The sequence below is a fragment of the Actinomyces sp. S4-C9 genome (assembly GCF_000758775.1).
Lineage (GTDB): Bacteria > Actinomycetota > Actinomycetes > Actinomycetales > Actinomycetaceae > Gleimia > Gleimia europaea.
This window is the reverse complement of record NZ_JRMU01000012.1, coordinates 11,903-31,664: the sequence shown is the minus strand read 5'-3', so window position 1 is coordinate 31,664 and position 19,762 is coordinate 11,903. Positions and strand designations below refer to the sequence as shown.

At 54.5% G+C, this 19,762-nt stretch carries 15 protein-coding genes; 3 read left to right on the top strand and 12 right to left on the bottom strand.

Going from position 1 to position 19,762, the window contains the following annotated elements:
- Positions 1 to 88: 88 nt before the first annotated feature.
- From iolE to HMPREF1628_RS06270, 7 genes are all read right to left on the bottom strand, one after another.
- Positions 89 to 1,015 carry a myo-inosose-2 dehydratase gene (gene iolE / locus HMPREF1628_RS06300; protein ID WP_034509561.1) on the bottom strand — a complete coding sequence of 309 codons (927 nt, stop codon included), beginning with the start codon at positions 1,013 to 1,015 and terminating at the stop codon, positions 89 to 91.
- 91 nt (positions 1,016 to 1,106) lie between these two features.
- On the bottom strand, positions 1,107 to 2,765 hold the full coding sequence (locus HMPREF1628_RS06295; protein WP_034509557.1) for an MFS transporter: 1,659 nt from the start codon (positions 2,763 to 2,765) through the stop codon (positions 1,107 to 1,109).
- A gap of 74 nt (positions 2,766 to 2,839) precedes the next feature.
- Positions 2,840 to 4,036: a Gfo/Idh/MocA family protein gene (locus HMPREF1628_RS06290; protein ID WP_034509554.1), complete on the bottom strand. Its 1,197-nt coding sequence runs from the start codon at positions 4,034 to 4,036 to the stop codon at positions 2,840 to 2,842.
- Positions 4,037 to 4,186: 150 nt separating this feature from the next.
- A complete protein-coding gene (locus HMPREF1628_RS06285; RefSeq protein WP_034509552.1) occupies positions 4,187 to 4,921 on the bottom strand; it encodes a sulfite exporter TauE/SafE family protein in 735 nt (244 codons plus the stop codon).
- A gap of 88 nt (positions 4,922 to 5,009) precedes the next feature.
- Positions 5,010 to 5,237: a hypothetical protein gene (locus tag HMPREF1628_RS06280; RefSeq protein WP_034509550.1), complete on the bottom strand. Its 228-nt coding sequence runs from the start codon at positions 5,235 to 5,237 to the stop codon at positions 5,010 to 5,012.
- A gap of 295 nt (positions 5,238 to 5,532) precedes the next feature.
- On the bottom strand, positions 5,533 to 6,528 hold the full coding sequence (gene iolG / locus HMPREF1628_RS06275; RefSeq protein WP_034509548.1) for an inositol 2-dehydrogenase: 996 nt from the start codon (positions 6,526 to 6,528) through the stop codon (positions 5,533 to 5,535).
- A gap of 31 nt (positions 6,529 to 6,559) precedes the next feature.
- Positions 6,560 to 7,669 carry a transaldolase family protein gene (locus HMPREF1628_RS06270; RefSeq protein ID WP_052038942.1) on the bottom strand — a complete coding sequence of 370 codons (1,110 nt, stop codon included), beginning with the start codon at positions 7,667 to 7,669 and terminating at the stop codon, positions 6,560 to 6,562.
- Between the two features lie 394 nt (positions 7,670 to 8,063).
- Between HMPREF1628_RS06270 and iolB the strand changes: the two genes are divergently transcribed.
- The 3 genes from iolB (at position 8,064) to HMPREF1628_RS06255 (ending at position 12,572) form a co-directional block, all read left to right on the top strand.
- A complete protein-coding gene (gene iolB / locus HMPREF1628_RS06265) occupies positions 8,064 to 8,957 on the top strand; it encodes a 5-deoxy-glucuronate isomerase (RefSeq protein WP_034509546.1) in 894 nt (297 codons plus the stop codon).
- An 18-nt stretch (positions 8,958 to 8,975) separates the two neighbouring features.
- Complete coding sequence (gene iolD / locus HMPREF1628_RS06260) at positions 8,976 to 10,886, top strand: 3D-(3,5/4)-trihydroxycyclohexane-1,2-dione acylhydrolase (decyclizing) (protein ID WP_034509544.1); 1,911 nt, start codon at positions 8,976 to 8,978, stop codon at positions 10,884 to 10,886.
- Positions 10,887 to 11,078: 192 nt separating this feature from the next.
- Complete coding sequence (locus tag HMPREF1628_RS06255; RefSeq protein ID WP_034509541.1) at positions 11,079 to 12,572, top strand: CoA-acylating methylmalonate-semialdehyde dehydrogenase; 1,494 nt, start codon at positions 11,079 to 11,081, stop codon at positions 12,570 to 12,572.
- A 165-nt stretch (positions 12,573 to 12,737) separates the two neighbouring features.
- On the opposite strand, the gene HMPREF1628_RS08685 is transcribed toward HMPREF1628_RS06255, so the two are convergent.
- The 5 genes from HMPREF1628_RS08685 to HMPREF1628_RS06230 form a co-directional block, all read right to left on the bottom strand.
- Positions 12,738 to 13,763, bottom strand: coding sequence for a LacI family DNA-binding transcriptional regulator (locus HMPREF1628_RS08685; RefSeq protein WP_052038941.1), 1,026 nt, complete (start codon positions 13,761 to 13,763; stop codon positions 12,738 to 12,740).
- Positions 13,764 to 13,826: 63 nt separating this feature from the next.
- The gene (locus HMPREF1628_RS06245) at positions 13,827 to 15,488 is read right to left on the bottom strand and encodes a glycoside hydrolase family 13 protein (protein ID WP_034509538.1); all 1,662 of its coding nucleotides are present in this window, start codon (positions 15,486 to 15,488) and stop codon (positions 13,827 to 13,829) included.
- Positions 15,489 to 15,933: 445 nt separating this feature from the next.
- A complete protein-coding gene (locus HMPREF1628_RS06240; RefSeq protein WP_034509536.1) occupies positions 15,934 to 17,235 on the bottom strand; it encodes an ABC transporter substrate-binding protein in 1,302 nt (433 codons plus the stop codon).
- A 23-nt stretch (positions 17,236 to 17,258) separates the two neighbouring features.
- Complete coding sequence (locus HMPREF1628_RS06235) at positions 17,259 to 18,959, bottom strand: glycoside hydrolase family 43 protein (protein WP_052038940.1); 1,701 nt, start codon at positions 18,957 to 18,959, stop codon at positions 17,259 to 17,261.
- Complete coding sequence (locus tag HMPREF1628_RS06230) at positions 18,959 to 19,759, bottom strand: carbohydrate ABC transporter permease (RefSeq protein ID WP_034509534.1); 801 nt, start codon at positions 19,757 to 19,759, stop codon at positions 18,959 to 18,961. The genes HMPREF1628_RS06235 and HMPREF1628_RS06230 overlap by 1 nt, the downstream gene beginning before the upstream one ends.
- Positions 19,760 to 19,762 lie beyond the last annotated feature (3 nt).

The window sequence follows — 19,762 nt, the reverse complement described above, 5'->3', positions numbered from 1 at the left end:
ATGGTCGGACCTCCACAAGCCCCTATAAAGCCCACTACAGGGCCGTATACTTTCGACAGTGTGCGAGTACTTTCGAAAGCATTAGCATCTACGCATTGAAGAGAGTCTTCTCAACGTAGTCACGAGCTTTAAGCGCATACTCATGCGGGTTTGCAACCGCTGGATCCTGCTCAGCTTCAACCAAGATCCACTCCTTGTAACCGTGATCTACAAGGAAACGGTACGGCTGCGTGAAATCAATCATGCCGTCGCCAGGAACAGTGAACATACCGTTTAGGAACGAGTCCAGGAACGAGCGATTCTGCTCGCGCGACTCTTGCAACTTCTCCTCACGAACGTCCTTGAAATGCACGTGACGCACGCGGTCAATCACGGCTTCCAGCAGTCCCATTACATCGCCATCACCCACGAATGCGTGGCCGGTGTCAAACAAAAGACTGACCTTTGCCGGATCAGTCATATCCATCAGGCGAATCGTCTCTTCCTTCGTCTGCACAACCGTGCCCAGGTGGTGGTGGTAGACAAGCTCAAGACCATACTCGTGCGCAATATCGCCAAGCACGTTCAGCCCCTCCGCCAGCTTTACCCATTCCTCGTCGTTCAGCACCGGCTTGTTTGTGAAGATGCAAACGTCGCGCACACCCTGCACCGAACCGGTCTGCTCAGACACCACAATCCGGGTAGCACCCAAGTACTGCAGGTATTTGCACTTCTCACGGAACTCGGGAATCACTGCCTCTACGCCATCACGAACAATGAACGAAGAGAACCACTGCGCCACAATCTTGATGCCGCGCGCCTCCGCGCGCTCCTTCACGACCTCCTTAGCTGGGAAGAAGCCCGCACACTCAGTGCCACGGAACCCAACATCAGCGAGGTCAAGCAGCATGTCCTCAAGCGTGTTGTACGCGCCAACCTCAGGAATATCATCATTACGCCACGTAATGGGGTGCATCCCCCACGTGATGCCATTCGGATCAGAAATTGTAGTTTTTGGATCAAGTTTGAAAGACATATTGCCTCCTTCGAGAAAGTAAAAGGACCGTTTTGAAAGTCTAAGATAAGAATTTGATGGGGAGGGAGGCTGACCTCCCTCCCCATCTGGTTTAGGAGTAGCGCTCTTCCATGTCGCGCTCAATCTGCTCAAGGGAACGGCCAGAGGTTTCCGGCATAACCTTGAACAAGATAACCGCAATCACCAAGTTGAGGACACCGTACAGTGCGTATGTGCGTCCACCACCCAGCGATTCCATCATTGGCGGGAACGTCCAGGTAATGATTGCGTTAGTAATCCACATGCAGAAGATTGCAGTACCGTTCATGACGCCACGCACGTCTGCGGGGAACAGCTCGCCCATCATCGTCCAAACCACCGTGCCGTTTGAAGACTGCACAATCAGCATGAACAAGCCCATGAGGCCAAGAATCAGGAACGCAGCCCAGCTTGGCGGCGTTGTGCCATTAGCCATGTGGGGAGCGATAGCGAACTGGAATATGCCCGCGATGGCAAGTAGACAAATGCCCACGCCGGTCACGTCCGCAATCAGGATTTGGCGGCGCCTAAACTTCATGATGAGCCAGATACCCAGTGCGGAACCGATCACACTCATAACACCATTAGCAACCTGCGCTGTAATCGAAGCAGAAGTGGACATACCCGCATATTCGAGGACCTTAGGCGCGTAGTACATAACGGTATTAACACCCGTAGTTTGGTTCACAATCGCAAGGAAAACACCTACCAGCATGAGCTTTCGCAGCCAGGGCACCGAGAATACGTACTTCAATCCCTTCTTCGACTGTTCAACCTCAGCCTCATGCTGACGAGCCTCGATCATTTCCATCAGCTCATCTTCAAGGGAACCATCACGCTCCGGGTCACGGATACGCTTCAGCGAAGCAATAGCGTCATACATGCGCATCTTAGATACGTACCAGCGCGAAGATTCCGGCATTAGGCGAATACCAATCCAAAGCGCAATAGCCGGGATCGAGCACAGAAGAAGCATGTAGCGCCACGCCGCACCGTTACCGGCCGAAACCACAAGCTGGTCGAGGAACGCATGGTACTGGTCAGCGCTCATCGAGCCGCCCTTAGTGGCCTGGAACGCGGAAATCATGTCGTAAGAGTAAACCCCCGGATTGAGATTGCCTGACGGATCACTCTCAATGTTCAGCTGCGGGCCACCGTGCATAGCGTTGATAACCGCGTTCATCGTGAAAGCCAGTAGCTGACCGGTAACAATCATCAGCTGGTCAATAGCAACAATAGAACCGCGAATCCTCTTCGGCGCCGTTTCAGCCAAATAGACCGGAACCGTTGCCGAGGCGCCGCCAACTGCGAAGCCCAGAACCAAACGGAACGGATACATAATCCACACGTTTGGAGCAAAAGCAGTTCCGAGAGCTCCAAACAGGAACAAAATAGCCAAAAGAGTAATGTTGTGCCGGCGTCCGTAACGGTCCGAAAGCCTCGAACCAATCAGAGCTCCTAGAGCGGCACCAATCAAAAGAGTGCCACCAATAGCGCCCTCCTGGAATGCAGTTAGTTGCAGGCCATCTGCGCCAAACGGCATGTGCATGTAGGGCAACGCACCGGAAATAACGCCAGTATCATAACCAAACAGCAGCGAACCGAGCGTAGCTACAGCAGCAATCGCAAAAATGCCGCGGTGTTTACCCGAAGGAGGGGTATCTTTAACAGCCTTCGCCAACTCGTCGCGGGTTATCCCTTGCATCGGGATTTCACGAGCATCCTCGCTCATGCGACTTCCTTTCCTAATCCTCAACAATGAGGGTGTAACTGTACTGAAGTGACAATTAGGCAGACACGTGCCGTTTACAAATCAAAAGTGGTTTTGCCTTCAACTACTGGAACGGCATGCCACTGACCATCCGCGGCGGAAGCAACGATAGCTTCATCTACTTCCGCAGCGCACCAAGCATCCGCAGCCGACGGAGCGTGCTGTTCTCCGGTGAGAACCGACTTCAAGAACTGTGCGGCCTCAACGCACTTCATGTCGTCAAAGCCCATAGACGTGCCAATAGCCGGCTGGAAACGACTCCAGTTATCCCACTGCGGGCCCGCCATAGCGCGCGTGTAACCGTGCGTTGCACCGTTATCTACGCCCAGGCACACTTCCAACTCGTTAAGACGCTCAAAATTCCATCGCGCCGAACCCTTAGTGCCGTAAACCTCAACAACATACTCGGCACGAGGGCCAACGCTAACTCGTGACGATTCCATTGTGGCGACCACGCCGTTATCAAAACGGGCAAGCAAAGCCACATAGTCTTCATTCTCCACCGGGCCCATCTCATCTCCGACCTCAAAACCCGAGTGGCCAAAGCCCATCTTCGTCGGAACCGGGCGTTCCTTAATGAACGTGTCCGTCAGAGCAGAAACCGAACTAATGCGACCAATAATGTACTGCGCTAAATCTGCGCCATGGCTCATCAGATCAGGAACCACACCCGCACCGGCCTTTTCACGCGAAGCGCGCCACGTGAGCGGCCCCATCGGCGATGAGTTGTAATCGGCAATAAACCAAACACGCGCGTTTGTTACCCTGCCAAGCTCGCCGCTACGCACAAGGTGACGCATGTACTCAATCGCTGGAGTATGGCGGTAGTTAAAGCCAACTGCAGTTGGCAAATTTGCCTTGGCAACTGCCTGAGCAACGGCCTTAGCCTGCTGGGCACTCACGCCCATCGGTTTTTCAATCCAGAACGGCTTGCCTGCCTCCACAGCCGCCAGCGCGATCTCTTTATGCAAAAAGTTCGGGGAACAGATCGAAACAACATCAACATCCGGATCTGCAAGCAGCTCACGGTAATCACCGTAAGCGCGCTCAAACCCCAGATCTTCAACAGCTGCCCGCTGAGCTTCCTCAACCGGATCCGCAGCGGCAACTAGCTTCACCTGAACTCCAAGTTCAGGAAAATGCTCGCTCACTGCCTTGTAGCTACGCGCATGGAGGCGCCCCATCCAGCCCAGGGAGATAACTCCAACGCCAATAGTCTTCTTGGTAGTCATTCGTTTCCTCCGAACATCCTCGTCCGTTTCTCGCGTCACCATATTTGGCAACATATTTTGAAACTTTGTACTGACAAATCTATCAGGAGGGTGCGATGCGGTCAAGACCCTAAACCAGAAAAGAGGAAGAAAACTGCCAATCAACGCGGGCTAAATCAACAAATACACGGCCGAGACCACCGTCAAACCGGTAACCACAGGCTCAAAAACTTCCTGCGACATGCGCGCAGCCAAAGCCCTGCCCAGCAAAGCACCCAGCAAAACTAGAGGCAAAAACGGAGCGGCCACCCGCAAAGATTCTCCACTCACACTGCCCAAAGCCACGGCAAACGGGAGCTTTGCTACGTTAACCAAAAAGTAGAACCAGGCCGTAGTACCCAAAAAAGTCTTAACCGGGAACTTTGCCGCCAAAAAATACATCGTTGTCACGGGACCGCCCGCATTCGCAGCCATTGTTGTAGCACCCGCAAGAGAACCGAAAAATGCCCTTGCCCAAAGTCCTTCTACGTTCAGGCGTTCATTCTTCTTTAAAAGAAAAGTTGTCACGGCAATTAGAGCGAGGAGAACAAGACCAATACTCACGCGAATAACGCGATCAGAAGCCACATATAGGAACAACGCGCCCACAGCGAGTCCTACCAGAACTCCCGGCACGAGGCGCGCCAAAGTTGGCCAATGAGCTTTCTTGCGATACATAACTATCGCGATCACGTCACCCACGAGCAACATCAGCAACATAACGCCCGTGGATTGGAGAGCAGGCATCACTGCCGCCAGCAGAGCAACCGCGAGCGTGGCAGCACCCGGCAGTGCCGTTTTAGATATGCCCACTATAAATGCACACAACCCCAATACGATTAGTGCACCTGTTGTGAACCCAGCCATCTTGCCCTCACAAATAAAAAAGCACCGTTCCCCCCCATTGGGACCGGCGCTTGCTAGTTGGCGGTCGTTTTACAGCCTAACCAGAAGCTTACCTGCGATTCAGCTGTAGATGCAGCTCAACAAAAACGCCGGCAATAGCTCCAAATACGGTTAGGAATCCTGCGAAAATGACCAGTGCGGTTAGATCAGTCGCAATACCGACAATCACCATGGAAGCGACAATCGCAGCAAAAACTGCGAGAACCAACTTGAACAGAGGACGAGCCTCTACGTTAATCGCTTGCGGAGCAGCGACAGTAAGCGCGTAAGTACCCAATCTAGATCTTCCTTTACGGTTCCTTGTGCGGAACCGTTTGGGAAAAGGTCCCGCACGGCTATGTGCTCGGCTTGCGCCGGCATCGACCACCCTTGTGATCGACGCTTACAGACTACTAAGAACCCCATAGTTTGTAAAGACAAAGATATGGGTCCGAGCATTAGCGTTCACATTTACTCACACGCAAGTTGCGCGCGGTTTCGCGCATAAAGACGCGCATAATCACATCTCAACAACGACTTTGCGTGCCGGATAATAATGCTATATCCGGCACGCAAAGTGTTGAAACTAACAGCTAAAGCTGGACTACTACGCCTTCCTTCGCTGCCTTTTCGGCGGCTTCAGCCAGACGTAGAGCCTGCGCGCCATCCTCAATTCCTGGGGACGGGACCCGCCCATCGGTGATGACGTCAATGAACGCACTGAGCTCACGCGCATACGCGGCCTCGTAGCGCTCCAAGAAGAAGTCCAAATACGGGTCTTGAGCATCTGTCACGTTCTTATAAGAGCGACGAACCGTGGTGGGACGAATATTCTCGGCGAAGAGCGCGCCTTCAGATCCGAACGCCTCAAGCCTCTGGTCATAGCCGGAAGCACAGTGGCGCGAGTTCGTAATCGTAGCGGAGCGACCCGCTTCGTTCTGAAGAGTTACTACAACGCCATCAAAATCGCCGGCATCTGCTAGCTCGGGGTCAAGGTTTTGCCCCACCGCAGTAACCGTCTTGATGTCGCCCAGGAAGTGGCGAACCATGTCGAAATCATGGATCGTCATGTCCTTAAAGATTCCGCCCGAAACCGCAATGTATTCCTTTGGCGGAGCAGCCGGATCACGAGAGATTATCGTCAGCTGTTCAAGCTGACCAATCTCGCCAGCCTCTACCGCCTCATGAATCGCACTGAACGACGGGTCAAAACGCCGGTTAAATCCCAGCATCACCTGCGGATTGGGCGTACCCTGGGCTTCCAGACGCTCGCGAATCTGAGCAACAGATTCACTATCCATAGCCAGCGGCTTCTCACACAAAGCCGGCTTACCGGCAGCCGCAGCGGCAACAATGTGATCGCCATGCAGCGGAGTTGGAGAACAAATGATGATTGCATCAACATTGTCAGACGCGAAAACATCATTAGCTTCACTCGTGGCTTCTGTCCCGTACGCCTGCGCGACCTCTTTAGCAGAATCCAACATGGGATCGGCAATCAAAGTGGGCTTAGCCTGCGGGTGAGCCGCAACAGAGCGAGCGTGTACACGGCCAATGCGGCCCGCGCCAATAATTCCAATTCGAAGCATAGTTAACCTCTCGAGGGACAGGAAGAACGAATTACGGAGCCGGAACGATGATGTCTCGAACTAGAGCATCAAGGTCAGCATCTGCCTGCAGGAACTGGCGAAGAGTCTTCCGAGTAGCGCCGAAGTCTTCGAACTCCTCTACCGTCATGCCATCCTCGTCATAAGCACGGTGGAACTCGGGGATCAAGCGAAGCTGCTCGAGGTAGTACTCATCAACTGGAACATCGATGCGAGAAACCGGCTCGTAGTCGGAAGCGTTAATGATTTCCTGCCACTTAAACGGCGGTGAAACAACCATGTCAGCACCCTGGAACTCGCTCCACTGCAACACATTCCTGAATGCCGCAACCAGCGGACGGGCACGGAAACCGCGCTCCTGGAAGATCTTGTAAACCTTCTTCATAGCTGCGACGCCAGCCCACTCAAGAGCAGATGGATCGATAAAGATACGATCGCGAGCAACAACGTGCTTCAACCAGTCATCCAGACGGCCAACCATAAGGGTAACGACCGGGCCCATCTGCGAAACGTCATGGCCTTCAGCCTCACGACGCTTCAGACCGCGCTCAATAGCTTCCCCTGCTTTAACGCACTGAGCAACAGTGAACGAAACAGTTACGTTCATCGATACGCCGCGGTACGTGGCCTCTTCGATCGCCTCAAGACCAACCTTGGTTGCAGGAATCTTGACCACAATATTTGGCGCAAGGTTATGGAACTCTTCAGCCTGGTCAGCCAGGGCCTTAGCATCGCGGTGGAAACGCGGATCAGTCTGAACTGAAAGACGTCCGTTGCGCCCCTTGTGCTCCTCAAATGCTGGTTCCAGAAGCTTGGCAGCTTCAACAGACATGTCCTTAACTGCGCGCCAGCCGATCTCAGACTCGCCCCACGTCGGATTTGCGTCTGCAATCGCCTTAATACGATCGTTCCAAATCTCAGGGTGCTTATAGATCGTGGTGTAAGCAATCACCGGGTTACAGGTAGCTCCAACACCGCCAAACGAAATCGACTGGCGAAGCTCTTCAAGATCCGACGAATCGTTCCAGAGCACCGTTGGGAATTTCTTAGTCGCCGTAAGCAAAGGCCCGGGGGTAAAATCAGCCACAGTTCCTCCTGTGAGAATCTTGGGGATGTCCGCCATTGGACATCCAACTTTCCATAGCCCTAAGTGAACTCCAAATCAGAACACATGTCAAGCGTTTGTAACGACAAAGAATCCTCTTTCTTAACTATTTCAGAGATAACAGCCTCCTAAAAACCCGCGCCACAGCTAACTAAACAGTCGGCCATGCCAACAAAGCTTCGCATATATATCCACAAAGCCCCACACGCAAGAGCAAATTGAGCAAAACTCGCGTCCGCCACCACGCAACACAACCCATTTTCTAATATTGTCTTGACAATACTTGACGTGCGAAACAAAAAGACCGACAATTGCAAACAAGTGCTTTCTTAGCGCGAGCGACGAAGACGTTAGCTTCTGCGCGCCATAAGCTTTAAAGAGTGGAACCAATCGTGAATCCCAAGGAGTACCAATGACGGACAACAGCAAATACATTGTTCGCGCCGGCTCAACCTCGCACGGCTCGTACGAAACCGACCTGGATCCTAAGCGGGCTGGCTGGGAATGGTCCTCGCTACGCGTGCTAAATCTTCCTGACGGCGAAACCATCACCGTCGAAGGCGACGAGACCGAATACCTCGTGCTTCCACTATCGGGCGGGTGCACAGTCAAGGTAGGGAACGAAGAATACGAGATCAAGGGACGCGAATCCGTGTTTACCGACATCACGGACTACGCTTACATTCCGCGAAACAAGGACATCACGATCACCGCATCCGGACATGCCCGCATCGCCCTACCTGGTGCCAAAGCCACCAAAGACCTCTCGCCTCGCTACTGCCCCCGCGAAGAAGTTGGCACCGGCCTTCGCGGCGCTGGCCCCTCCTCCCGGCAGGTCAACAACTACGCGCTTGGCAACACGGTTGAAACCTCGCACCTACTTGCATGCGAAGTTCTAACCCCTGGTGGCAACTGGTCTTCCTACCCCCCTCACAAGCACGACGAACACAACGAAGTCGAGCGAGAGCTTGAAGAGATCTACTACTACGAGATTCGCCGCGGAGACGGGGACCGCGAAGGCTTTGCCATTCAGAGGATCTACCCCTCCCCCGGACACGACATTGATGTCTGCACCGAAGTTCGCGACCGCGACATCGTGGTAATGCCGTACGGATACCACGGCCCCTCGATCGCAGCACCGGGTTACGACCTCTACTACCTAAACGTAATGGCAGGGCCGGCAGAAGACTCTGTGTGGCTAATGACCGACGACCCCCACCACACGTGGGTGCGTCAAACCTGGGAAACCCAAGAGGTTGACCCGCGCCTGCCGATGACCCCAATGAACCCCTCCGACTCTGAGTAATAACAGAAAGAACGCATCATGACCCACCAAGTCCAAACGATTCGACTCACGGTCGCACAAGCCACCATCCGTTTTCTGGTGAACCAATACAGCGAACGCGACGGAGTTGAACAACGCTTCATAACCGGAGCCTTCGGCATTTTCGGACACGGCAACGTGGCCGGCATCGGCCAGGCACTGCTCCAAAACGAAATTGACCCCGAACCAGACGGCGGCGAAATGCCCTACTACATGCCGCGCAACGAGCAGGGGCAAGTCAATGCCGCCGCTGCCTACGCGAAGGCATCTGAACGCATGCAGGCGATGATGTGTACCGCCTCCATTGGCCCCGGCTCTTTGAACATGGTTACCGGCGCAGCGCTGGCCACCACCAACCGCCTGCCCGTTCTTCTATTCCCCTCGGACCAGTTCGCAACCAGGACGCCTGACCCGGTACTACAGCAGGTCGAAAACCCGCAAACGTTGGATACCTCGGTCAACGACGCATTCCGTCCGGTTTGCACCTTTTTTGACCGTATTAACAGGCCCGAACAGCTGTTCCCCTCCCTCATGCAAGCCATGCGCACGCTAACCGACCCGGCCGACACGGGCGCAGTGGCACTCGCAATGCCCCAGGACGTGCAGGCAGAAGCGTACGACTTCCCCGTCGAGATGTTTGAAAAGCGCGTCTGGCACATTCGTCGTTCGCCAGCTGACGAGGCCTCGCTTGAACGCGCGGCACAGAGGATTCGCAGCGCCAAGCGCCCCCTCCTGGTTGCGGGTGGCGGCGTCATCTACTCCCACGCCAGCGAAGAACTGCGCGAGTTCGCCAAAGTCACTGGCATTCCCGTATCTGACACGCAGGCCGGTAAAGGTGCAATCAACTTTGACCACCCGCAGTCCGTGGGCGGAGTTGGCTCCACCGGTTGCGACGCCGCAAACCACTTGGCTGACAAGGCCGACCTCGTGATCGGTGTAGGAACACGCTACTCAGACTTCACCACCGCCTCACGCACCCAGTTCAAGAACCCCGATGTGAGGTTCCTGAACATCAACGTCAAGGCATTCGATGCCGTTAAGAACAGCGGCGAAATGGTTATTGCCGATGCGCGCGAGGCACTGTCTGCCCTCACACAAAAACTTAGCGACTTCCACGTGGAGGCCGATTACGCTGAGGAAATCGCCACGGAAAAAGCCGCGTGGGACAAGGTAGTTGACCATTTGACCAACCTTGGCCACGCCCCACTACCATCCCAGGTAGAGGTGTTTGGTGCCCTAAACGAAATGATGGGCGACAACGACGTAGTGATCAACGCAGCCGGATCAATGCCCGGCGACCTACAGGCCATGTGGCGTGCTCGCACACCCGTGCAGTACCACGTGGAATACGCGTTCTCTACCATGGGCTACGAGATTCCTGCTGCCCTCGGCGTGAAGATGGCACTACCTGATTCGCAGGTAGTTTCGATCGTTGGTGACGGCACCTACCAGATGCTTCCCATGGAACTTGCCACGATCGCGCAAGAAGGCATCAAAGTCATCTTCGTCCTATTGCAAAACTACGGTTTCGCATCCATTGGCGCGCTGTCCGAATCACGCGGTTCGCAAAGATTTGGCACCCGCTACCGTGCGGGCGGCGGCGCCAGCCACACTGAGGACGGCCGCAAACTGGACGTGGACCTAGCAGCAAATGCCCGTTCTTGGGGCATTGACGTGATCGAGGTGCGCACCATCGAGGAGTTCAAGGAAGCGTACCGCGTAGCCGAGAAGGCTGAGCGGACCACCATGATTTACATCGAGACTGACCTTTACGGACCAAACCCGCCTTCCAGCTCTTGGTGGGACGTCCCCGTATCGCAGGTATCTCGCATCGAATCCACACAAAAAGCGTATGAGGAATACCTGCGCGACCAGGAGCCTCAGCGCCAGTACACCAAGCCAGCTAAATAGCAGCCAATAGAACCCGGATCGGGTGGGATCACGCCATTTTCTTCTCGGCGTATCCCACCCGATTCGCGTTTTCACGCGCATAAACAGCCAAACAATATCTTTGTCATGACAAATACCGTATATGGTTGTAGAATGTAACCGCTGACGGGATCACCTTCCCGCTTTTCAAATAGTGCACAAAGAGGTTCGCAGATGAAAACTATTAAGCATTGGGTCGACGGAAAGTACTACGAAGGCAACCCTATTGCCACGCTTGACGTTGAAAACCCAGCGACGGGTGAAGTTGAAGGCACCCTTCTGGAGGCATCCGGAGATGACCTTGACCACGCCGTAGAAATCGCCAAGAAGGCACAAAAAGAGTGGGCTAAAGTACCGCTGTCCAAGCGCACTGCAATCATGTTCCGCATGCGCCAACTGGTGCTCGACCACCAAGATGAGATGGCTCGCCTGATCGTTGCAGAGCACGGCAAGAACTACTCGGATGCAATCGGCGAGATTCAACGCGGACGCGAAACCCTCGATTTTGCTACCTCTATCAACGTCGCCCTCAAGGGCGAGTACTCCTTTGACGTCTCCACCGGCGTGGACATTCACAGCATCAGGCAGCCCGTTGGCGTTGTTGCCGGCATTTGTCCGTTCAATTTCCCGGCGATGGTTCCCATGTGGATGCACCCGCTGGCGATTGCCACCGGTAACGCATTCATTTTGAAGCCGTCCTCGGCCACCCCCTCCGCCGCGCTACTTACTGCGGAGCTGTACAAGGAAGCTGGCCTTCCTGACGGCGTATTCCAGGTGCTGTCTGGCGACCGCTCACTGGTGACGAACATTTTGGAACACCCCGGTATTGACGCCGTGTCGTTTGTTGGTTCAACGCCGGTTGCACACATCGTGCAGGACACGGCCACGAAGCACGGTAAGCGTGTTCAGGCACTTGGCGGGGCAAACAACCACGCCATTGTAATGCCGGACGCAGACCTAGATTTTGCTGCACAGCACATCTCTGCAGCTGCTTTCGGAGCCGCCGGCGAACGCTGCATGGCACTGCCGGTAGTTGTAGCAGTTGGCGGGATCGGCGAAAAGCTAGCCGACCTCGTAAAGAAACATGCCGAGAAGATCCACGTTGGCGAAGGCATGGGCGAAGGCGTCGAGATGGGCCCGGTCATCTCCGCAATGGCTAAGAAACGCATCACCGGCCTCATTGACGACGCGGAAGAGCGCGGCGCTAAGGTCGTGCTAGACGGCCGCAAGCTAGTTGTTGAGGGCTACGAGAACGGCCACTTCCTCGGCCCAACCATCCTCGACGACGTTCCGTTGGACTCGCCGGCATACTACGAAGAAATCTTTGGCCCCGTTCTTGTAATCGTGCATGCAGACACGTATGACGAAGCCATCAAGATCGTAAACGCTGTAGAGTTCGGCAACGGTTCCGCAATCTTCACGAACGACGGCGGCGTTGCACGCCGCTTCAGCCTGGACGTGGAGGCCGGCATGGTTGGTATCAACGTACCGATCCCAACCCCGGTGGCCTACTACTCGTTTGGCGGCTGGAAACAGTCCCTACTTGGCGACATGCACATCCACGGCCCAGAAGGCGTGAAGTTCTACACCAGGGCAAAGGCAATCACCTCGCGCTGGCCGTCCGAACAGACCTACGAAGCAACCATGTCTTTCCAACGCGAAAGCTAAAACGCTTCCTCGCGAATCTCGAGAAAACTGAGATAACCGAATACTGACACTGCCCTCGTCACCTGTACTGGTGGCGAGGGCAGTTCATGTTACGGCACGATTCCCGAGCCGCTCAATTGGAGCCTCGACGAGTTCGAACTACTGAACTTGAACGAATAGAAAGTTTTATTCATTCAGGTTCGCAAGCGAGCCTCGATCAATAAAACTAGGCTCACAAACCACACTATTTGGGAGGTCCTCAACGGACTTCGCGCGCGAGGCGCCAACCAGCAGATCCACGCACTGGCGCCCCATCTGCTCGCGGTCCGTTGAGACCTCCGACAAATCAAACGCCGTATCAGCCGTGTAACCGATCTGACCGCCCAGCGTCATAATCGAGTAATCGCGAGCCAGCTCAAGGCCGTGATCCGTAGCAAAACCGATCACGCCCTCCGCAACCGGCATGTTGTCGGTAATAATCACCGGATGCTCATCCGCATTGTCGCGCATTAGAGAAATGACCTGCTGGGCAGCAAGGAAGTTCACGGGTAGCAGCATCTGCTCCAGGTGAAAACCGCGTTCGCGTGCGCACTCTAGCGTAGCCCTATGAATTGCCTTCCCCACACGATCAGCCGGGTTAGCTTCGCGCGATTTTCTGCCAATCAACAGGGCGCGGCTATGCCCGCGAGCGATACACTCATCGACCGCAATCCGCCCTACGGCATCGAAGTCAGTTTCAACGTAAGGAACGCCGCCCTTCCTGCCTGAAAATCCTAAGGCCACCGCGGGCACCTTTTCAGAAAGCAGGACGTCCTCGCGCCAATCATCTTGCTCGACCTCCATGTAGATCACACCGTCAAGCAAACGCGACCTCAAGAACCTGCGGAATGTTCCTTCATCATTACCCACGGTTGTAGGCACCAACAGGGTGAGCCCCAGTTCAGTACAGCGCCGCATCATGCCCGTCACGTACTCGGCTGAGCTACGATCCAAGCCAGAGTTCGTAATATTCAGGTGGATACCAATAGTGCGCAAGTTTCGCGCCGCCAGATTCGCCGCATAGGCGTTAGGCACATAACCGAGCTGCTTGGCAACGCTCAGCACCTTCTGACGCGTCTCTTCACCAATCGGACGCGCCCCCGAAAACACATAGGAGACCGTCGACGGTGACACACCGGCGCGCCTAGCAACGTCAGCCCGTGTAACGCCCATACAACCTCCCAAAAACAATAATGCATGTACATAGAGGCACCCCTATGCACATGCATTACTTACCTATCGGAGCCACGCTCCACAATTTACGGGCACAACAGCCTCGCCCTCATCGATAACAACATCGCAAGACGACGCTACCACGCTGGTAACGTCCTTGACTGTCACCGGCCGCGAAGTCATGTTCAACACCAGCAGCACGCCCTTATTGCGAATCGCGAGGACGTTCTCGTCTCCCAGATCAACCCACTCGACGCCGCCCTTCGCCAGCTCAAGCTCACGGCGGAGCTTCAGCACGCGGCGGTACAGGTTCAGCGTCGAGGCCGGGTCATCGTCCTGGATATCCGCCGCGAACTCGCCGAAGTAGTCCGGCTGTGGCAACCACGTGTCGCCCGTACCAAAACCAAAGTGCGGCGCGTCCGCCTCCCACGGGATCGGCACGCGACACCCGTCGCGGCCTCGAACCTGGTGGCCAGTACGCAACCAGGTGGGATCTTGGCGGCTTTCATCAGGCAAGTCAGTGACCTCGGGAAGCCCAAGTTCCTCGCCCTGATAGATGTACATCGAGCCGGGCAACCCCATGGTGAACACAGCCATGCCCTTCGCGCGCGCAAGGCCCAGCTCGCGATCCGGTTGCGGATCATCAACACCAATACCTCGGCCGCAATCAATCTGCGGCTCATAACCGTAACGCGTTGTTGCGCGAACCACGTCATGGTTACTCATCACCCAAGTAACTGGAGCGCCCACAACCCCATTAGCCTTAATCGGGTCATCGATTGCCGCGCGCACCCGCTCCGCATTCCAGTTTGCCTCCAAATAATTGAAGTTGAACTGCTGGCTCATCTCGTCCTCACGCACGTAAAGAGCCTCGCGTTCAGGCGTCAGCCACGCTTCCGCAACCAACACGCGATCGCGCCCATACTCATCTAGTACGCGGCGCCACTCGCGGTAAATGTCGTGTACGCCAGGCTGGTCCCAGAACGGACCCTCAGTCTGGGTGTACTCGTCCGGATCAACAGCCCAACGATCCGGCCCAACCTTGTCATCAGGCAGGCCCTCTTCCTTCACGAGGCCGTGCGCCACGTCAACGCGGAAACCATCCACACCTCGATCTAGCCAAAAACGCAGGTAAGACCTAAAGAACTCGTGCACCTTCGGGTTCTCCCAGTTAAAGTCTGGCTGCTCCGGAGCAAACAGGTGCAAATACCACCAGTTACGATCCGCCTCACTATCTGTGAGGGGCTCAACCGCCGTCCACGCAGGACCGCCAAACAATGACCCCCAGTTGTTAGGGCACTTCCCCTCGCTGTAACGGAACATGTACATGTCACGCTCCGGGGAGCTCGGGCCGGCCTCCAACGCGTCTTGGAACAGCTTCATCTGATCCGACGAGTGGTTAGGAACGATATCGATGATGATCTTAATATCGCGCTCATGAGCCTGCGCGATCAGCTCATCGAACTCCTCCAACGTGCCATATTCAGGGTTGACGTCGAAATAGTCCGCCACGTCATACCCTGCATCAGCCTGCGGCGAAGGGTAGTGCGGAGACATCCAAATCGCATCAACACGAAGCTTCTGCAAATAATCCAGCCGGTTAATGACGCCCCGCACATCGCCCAGGCCATCATCGTTCGAATCACTGAAACTACGCGGATAAACCTGGTAAATCACAGCGGTTCGCCACCACTGATCCCAGTCGCTTCGTTGCACGTTGGTCAAAGAAATCTCCTCCTCTATCGCGAGATGCGGAACGTTACTGTTAAACACTTACGATTGCTGCGGGAACGCCACCTACTGTGCCACCATGGCGACTATTACTTTCATGAAGACTCCCTCGTCTTAGAAAACATTGCGTTGGTTGACACAAACACTGACTGATCGACGCGCGTCGATACTTTAAAAATTAGACACTCACATACGGATTGTCAAGCACTTTTACTCGCCCACAAATCGAAGCCCCACGTGATTCAGCAGTATCTGCAAGCAGACCAGGGCAGCGCGTCCATGCACCCTGCTCCACAAAGATAGAAAGTGGAGGTTGACCAGCCTTTTGGCTGACCAACCTCCACTTATCATCCGGCAGTTGCGGTAGAGGGCGATCCCCCTTTTGCCGGAGCTATGCTAGCTACAACTTACAAACTCAGTTGAGCCATACAGCCGTACCTTACTGGTTCAGCTTTGCAAGCGACGCCTTGGGATCTGCCCCATCAGCAATTTCTTGGAGCACAATGCCAAGATCATCCTGAAGCGACTCGTGTCCGGGCACCGACAGCTTGCGAGCGTACTTTGCGCCCGCGAGCGTCTCATCGACGAGCTTTAGCGATTCCTGGCCCAACTCGGGCTCAGCCGGATCTACCTGGACGCTAATGTCATTAGCAACCGGGAAGCCTTGAAGCGTGTTGACCCAAATCTGCTGGCCCTGACCAACAGCCATGAACTCCACAAACTTTGCAGCTGCCTCAAGCTTTGCGCCATCCAGCTCCGACGAAACAGCCAGAGCGAAGTCAACACCAGTGGTTGCAGTGCCCGGGTTAGGACCAATCTGTGGGAATGCCGCCATGCCGACTTCGTCTGCCTCAATCGCAGAACCCGGCTGCTCCTGATCCGGCCCCTCTAGAGCCATGCCAACGTGCCAAGATCCGGTAGGCATAGCAATTGCGCGACGAGCCAAGAAATAGTCATCACGAGCCTGCGGGTACGTGTTAGTAGTCACCGCACCCTTTTGGAAAACGCCATCAGCAAACAGCTTCTGCCAATCCGTAGCGGCCGCTACCAAAGAATCCGAATCCCATGGAATATCTCCGTTAGCAGCCTTGTAAATGTCATCGCCATTGCCGTACTGGTTGCTTAGCCAGACGAAGAAGTCAGCCACGTGCCAAGTATCGCTAGCTCCCATGGCAAATGGAGAATAACCTGCATCTGCCGCGGTCTTGCTGACCTGGACCAGCTCGTCGTAGTTCTTCGGCAGCTGCACGCCGATCTCGTCCATCAGAGTCTTGTTGTATAGGTAAAACTCCATGCCCGCGTTCAAAATCGGAACCGCAGCCAGCGTGCCGTCTTCCGTCTTGGTCTCTTCAACGGCAACGTCGCTTACCTTATCAATCCAATCGGTAGCGTATTCATCTACCGGCTTCGCAAACTCAGCGTAGTCATCAAACGACGCACCAACTTGGATGCCGTAAATGTCTGGGACTTCCCCTGCCAGAATCTCATTGTCAAGATTCGTGCGGAACTTGTCATAGTCCTCTTCACGCGTGTAGTTGATCGTTACGTTCGGGTTTTCCTTCTCAAACGCCTCGATAATTTCAGGCCACTGAACCTGAGTAGGTAGCCACGTGTGGAAGCTCAACTCCACCTTGTCGCCAGCCGCACCCTCGTCTTGGCTACCTGCACCGCCGCAGCCAGTCATGATGAGAGCAGAACCAACTGCAATCGCTGCAAGCTTTGCAGACAATCCGTTTCTCACTTGTTTCTCCTTTGTTTTTGTACCTATGAAATCTTTGTTGCCAGGCATCTTGCAATACCTGACAAATCGCCTCGAATTCGACCCGAAGCAAGCGAACTAAAGTTCACCGCAAAGGTGATAACACTACGTTCTCGACCATTCACCACGCGGACATCGAATTCTTCCCCATCCCGCTGGATAAAGTCCGGAGCCTTACCATTGAAATACAGCTCGACCTGCCATTCGCCCTCAAGCGGAAGCGAAAGTTCACGCACTCCCCCACCTGTCAGCGACGATTCAGCAGGACGCAGGTAACCATTTGAGTCAAGTTCCGCCCGCGAGGCTTCAAACAACTGTGTTAAGCGCCAATAAGACAACCGCGTTGCCCCGCCACTGATCCGAAAATCACAAGACTGGCCGGTCATGCAATCTGGCATGGAAAGAAGCTCCACCTCCCCTACGAGGAGGGCTACACGCCCTTGCGAGCGCAAGATCCTGAAGGGTTGCCAAACACTCAGATCCATGTCAACCGGAACTGGGAAGTTTTGAACTTCTCCGTCACTGGTTGAACACTCAACCTCGGTATCACGTACAGCAAACCGCATCCAAGCATCGTTTGCGCTTAGACTGAACCCCACCTCGGGGCATTCACCCGCCGCTTGACCAACCTCACTCTTCAAGTACAGTTCAGCGATAAAGTCACCCACAAATTCCGCGAGCGGCTTCTTATTCTCCGCCTGGCATCCAACTCCTGACATCGTGGCCATATTAGGAGCGTCTTGGGACTGGCTTGTAGGCGCGCAGCAGAGCACCTCGTCGCCTGCAATGAAAATGCGATCCAGGTAGAACTGCCGCTGCTCAACCGAGAAGTCTCTTAGCGTTTTGCGATCACGGCCGTGATAGCAAATCCACCTATCCAACAAATTCGGGCCTCTAACAATGGAATTATGCCCAGTACCCTCAACCAGGTCAGACTGCCTGATCAGCGGCGTATAAACATCATCGGAAGGTTGCTTAGTCCACTCCATCTGCGCGATTGCAGGCTTAACTTTCGCCCGCGTCACGCCAATGAAATAGTCGGGATTCTCGTACGCATTCCCCGAATAAGTTTGGTAGGCAAACTCGCCATCCGTGAAATAGGTGCTGCCCTCAATCGTGTACCAGTCTCGCCCGTCACCAAACCGATTCGCCTCGAACATCTCTTCTTTAATGCTCGGGACAATCACAGGAACCGGCTTGCCTCTTAAAGTAAACGGCGTTGGCATCACGTCAACCACAACGCTGGTTCCAATCAGATCGCTGCACTGGCTCGTCAGCTCGTTAGAAGCGTAAAACATTACGGTCTCACCATCATTGCCCGTGACGACGTCCGCATCTATCGCAAACTCATCCAGCATCTGGGAATGGAAAGCGAACGGGCCTTCAGGTGTTTCACTGGTTGCCACTCTCATTCGTTGAAAATGAGGATCCGTCTCGCCCGCAGGGCGGTTAGAAACATACATATAGAAAACGCCGTTTCTATAAACCACGCACGGAGCCCAGTACGAATCCCGGCCATCTTCGCGATAGCAAAACCCCTTGTGCTCCCACGTCACGAGGTCTTTAGAAACGCTCAGGTTTACGCCATCGATCCCCGTGGAATAGCAAAAGTAGGTGCCCGCAAAGTTGATCACAAAAGGATCCGGGTTTGTATGCTGCGAACCATCTACATAGCGAACCGGATTCGTAAACTGCTTCTTTGCCATTAGCTCTTCACCGCCCCGCTCGTCATGCCGGACTGTAAGAACCGTTGACTAAACAGATAAATGAGTAGCGTTGGCAAAGTCATCAAAATCAGCCCCGCATAAAGAACGGAGATGTCCTGCTGACTCATCCTGTCAAACTGGAGCAGTGAAATCGCTTTAGTTACCGGGAACTTAGTTGCAGACTTCATCAGCAGTTGCGGCAGTAAGTACTCGTTCCAGGTATAGACGAAAGATAGGACGCTAATAGTTGCTACGGAAGAGCCAGAAATTGGCATCAGGATCTTTCGGAAGATCTCAAACGGGCTCGCCCCATCAATAAGACCTGCCTCGATGATCTCGTTTGGCAACCCATCAAAATGTGTCTTCATAATCATCAGCATCATGATGGCGTTAAACGAGATCATAGGGATGATGACTCCCGTGTAAGAGTCTCGAAGCCCCAGCGAGTTAAAGACATAGAAAACCGGGGTAACCACGGACGCGATCGACACTGCAAGACATGCCATCAGCCCGGAGTAGAGGACTTTGCGGCCTCTAAATTCCATCTTCGAAAACGCGTAGCCACCGAGCGATGCGATTATCACAATCACAATCGTTGAGATCATCGCCATAAGAGCCGAGTTACCAATGGCCTGCCAGTAGTTGAAAGTGTCGTGGCGCAATACTCGCGCGTAGTTTTCAACACCTCCTACCGACACCGACTTGTAGATTGCCAATGCGATAGGGAACATCCAAATGACAAGCAGGAACACCAGAGCGGCATACTTGGCCAGAGTGGGAATTAGTCTGTGACGAGACATTGT